Annotated in this window: 1 pseudogene; it reads left to right on the forward strand. The window is 44.6% G+C overall.

The features are described 5' to 3' along the window. Positions 1 to 3,236, forward strand: a pseudogene (locus tag ACNQGJ_RS16770) (hypothetical protein); the annotation flags it as partial.

Genomic DNA, 3,236 nt, shown 5'->3' on the forward strand with positions numbered 1-3,236 from the left:
TTATGTGGCTTCAGGAGTATTCACCGGACTTACCGCGGGTACTTATACTTGGAGAGTAAGAGATGCTAACGGTTGTTTCAAAACAGGAACAGTGACTATCACAATCCCTGTTGATATCACTGCATCTGCCGTTGCCAATAATCCACTTTGCTTTGGAACAGCCAATACTGGCTTTACTCTTACTGCAACAGGAGGAACAGGCACATTGATGTATTCAAGTAACAACGGGTCTACTTATGTAGCTTCGGGAGTATTCACCGGACTTACCGCGGGTACTTATACTTGGAGAGTGAAAGATGCCAACGGTTGTGAGAAAACAGGAACAGTGACTATCGCTATTCCTGTTGACATTACAGCTTCCGCAGCAGCCAATAATCCACTTTGCTTTGGCACAGCCAATACCGGCTTTACCATTACAGCAACTGGAGGAACAGGAACAAGGATGTTTTCAAGTGACAATGGAGCGACTTATGTGGCTTCAGGAGTATTCACCGGTCTTACCGCGGGTACCTATACTTGGAGAGTAAGAGATGCTAACGGTTGTATGAAAACAGGAACAGTGACTATCACAATCCCTGTTGATATTACTGCATCTGCTGTTGCTAATAATCCACTTTGCTTTGGCACAGCCAATACCGGCTTTACCATTACAGCAACTGGAGGAACAGGAACAAGGATGTTTTCAAGTGACAATGGAGCGACTTATGTGGCTTCAGGAGTATTCACCGGTCTTACCGCGGGTACTTATACTTGGAGAGTACGAGATGCTAACGGTTGTATGAAAACAGGAACAGTGACTATTACAATCCCTGTTGATATTACTGCATCTGCTGTTGCTAATAATCCACTTTGCTTTGGCACAGCCAATACCGGCTTTACCATTACAGCAACTGGAGGAACAGGAACAATGATGTTTTCAAGTGACAATGGAGCGACTTATGTGGCTTCGGGAGTATTCACCGGTCTTACCGCGGGTACTTATACTTGGAGAGTAAGAGATGCTAACGGTTGTATGAAAACAGGAACAGTGACTATCACAATCCCTGTTGATATTACTGCATCTGCTGTTGCCAATAATCCACTTTGCTTTGGCACAGCCAATACCGGCTTTACCATTACAGCAACTGGAGGAACAGGAACAATGATGTTTTCAAGTGACAATGGAGCGACTTATGTGGCTTCAGGAGTATTCACCGGTCTTACCGCGGGTACTTATACTTGGAGAGTACGAGATGCTAACGGTTGTATGAAAACAGGAACAGTGACTATCACAATCCCTGTTGATATTACTGCATCTGCTGTTGCTAATAATCCACTTTGCTTTGGCACAGCCAATACCGGCTTTACCATTACAGCAACTGGAGGAACAGGAACAATGATGTTTTCAAGTGACAATGGAGCGACTTATGTGGCTTCGGGAGTATTCACCGGTCTTACCGCGGGTACTTATACTTGGAGAGTAAGAGATGCTAACGGTTGTATGAAAACAGGAACAGTGACTATCACAATCCCTGTTGATATTACTGCATCTGCTGTTGCCAATAATCCACTTTGCTTTGGTGCTGCCAATACCGGCTTTACCATTACAGCAACTGGAGGAACAGGAACAATGATGTTTTCAAGTGACAATGGAGCGACTTATGTGGCTTCGGGAGTATTCACCGGACTTACCGCGGGTACGTATACTTGGAGAGTACGAGATGCTAATGGTTGTTTCAAAACAGGAACAGTGACTATCACAATCCCTGTTGATATTACTGCATCTGCCGTTGCTAATAATCCACTTTGCTTTGGCACAGCCAATACCGGCTTTACCATTACAGCAACAGGAGGAACAGGCACAAGGATGTTTTCAAGTGACAATGGGGCTACTTATGTGGCTTCTGGAGTATTCACCGGTCTTACCGCTGGTACGTATACTTGGAGAGTACGAGATGCTAATGGTTGTTTCAAAACAGGAACAGTGACCATCACAATCCCTGTTGATATTACTGCATCTGCCGTTGCTAATAATCCACTTTGCTTTGGCACAGCCAATACCGGCTTTACCATTACAGCAACTGGAGGAACAGGCACAAGGATGTTTTCAAGTGACAATGGAGCGACTTATGTGGCTTCAGGAGTATTCACCGGTCTTACCGCGGGTACTTATACTTGGAGAGTAAGAGATGCTAACGGTTGTTTCAAAACAGGAACAGTGACTATCACAATCCCTGTTGATATTACTGCATCTGCTGTTGCCAATAATCCACTTTGCTTTGGCACAGCCAATACCGGCTTTACCATTACAGCAACTGGAGGAACAGGAACAATGATGTTTTCAAGTGACAATGGAGCGACTTATGTGGCTTCGGGAGTATTCACCGGTCTTACCGCGGGTACCTATACTTGGAGAGTAAGAGATGCTAACGGTTGTATGAAAACAGGAACAGTGACTATCACAATCCCTGTTGATATTACTGCATCTGCTGTTGCTAATAATCCACTTTGCTTTGGCACAGCCAATACCGGCTTTACCATTACAGCAACTGGAGGAACAGGAACAAGGATGTTTTCAAGTGACAATGGAGCGACTTATGTGGCTTCAGGAGTATTCACCGGTCTTACCGCGGGTACTTATACTTGGAGAGTAAGAGATGCTAACGGTTGTATGAAAACAGGAACAGTGACTATCACAATCCCTGTTGATATTACTGCATCTGCTGTTGCTAATAATCCACTTTGCTTTGGTGCTGCCAATACCGGCTTTACCATTACAGCAACTGGAGGAACAGGCACAATGATGTTTTCAAGTGACAATGGAGCGACTTATGTGGCTTCGGGAGTATTCACCGGTCTTACCGCTGGTACTTATACTTGGAGAGTAAGAGATGCTAACGGTTGTATGAAAACAGGAACAGTGACTATCACAATCCCTGTTGATATTACTGCATCTGCTGTTGCCAATAATCCACTTTGCTTTGGTGCTGCCAATACCGGCTTTACCATTACAGCAACTGGAGGAACAGGAACAAGGATGTTTTCAAGTGACAATGGGGCTACTTATGTGGCTTCGGGAGTATTCACCGGACTTACCGCTGGTACGTATACTTGGAGAGTAAGAGATGCTAACGGTTGTATCAAAACAGGAACAGTGACTATCACAATCCCTGTTGATATTACTGCATCTGCCGTTGCTAATAATCCACTTTGCTTTGGCACAGCCAATACCGGCTTTACCATTACAGCAACTGGAG

Source organism: Flavobacterium cryophilum, assembly GCF_048286555.1.
GTDB lineage: Bacteria > Bacteroidota > Bacteroidia > Flavobacteriales > Flavobacteriaceae > Flavobacterium.